This is a genomic window from Amycolatopsis sp. SID8362 (genome assembly GCF_010550475.1).
GTDB lineage: Bacteria > Actinomycetota > Actinomycetes > Mycobacteriales > Pseudonocardiaceae > Amycolatopsis > Amycolatopsis eburnea.
Genome location: NZ_JAAGNB010000528.1, coordinates 1 through 216, shown reverse-complemented (window position 1 = coordinate 216; position 216 = coordinate 1). Strand labels below are relative to the sequence as shown.

The following is a 216-nucleotide window of genomic DNA, read 5'->3' as shown; positions in this document are numbered from 1 at the left end:
CGCCGATCGCGCTGCTGGTGCGCCCGGGGAAGGCGGCCGTCAGGACGTGCTGGTTGCCGACGTGCACGACCTGGACGGCGAAGTCCAGCACGACCACGCCGAGCACCAGCAGCGGCAGCGACCGGCCGAGCTGCCCGGTCGCCGCCCACGAGCACACCAGCAGGACGAGCGCGAGACCCGCCACCCGGCGCGCGTGCCCGGCGTCGGCCCAGCGGC

General features: G+C 76.9%; 1 pseudogene. It reads right to left on the bottom strand.

The annotated features are described in order from the left end of the window. A pseudogene (locus G3I65_RS16330) lies at window positions 1–216 on the bottom strand (MFS transporter); the annotation flags it as partial.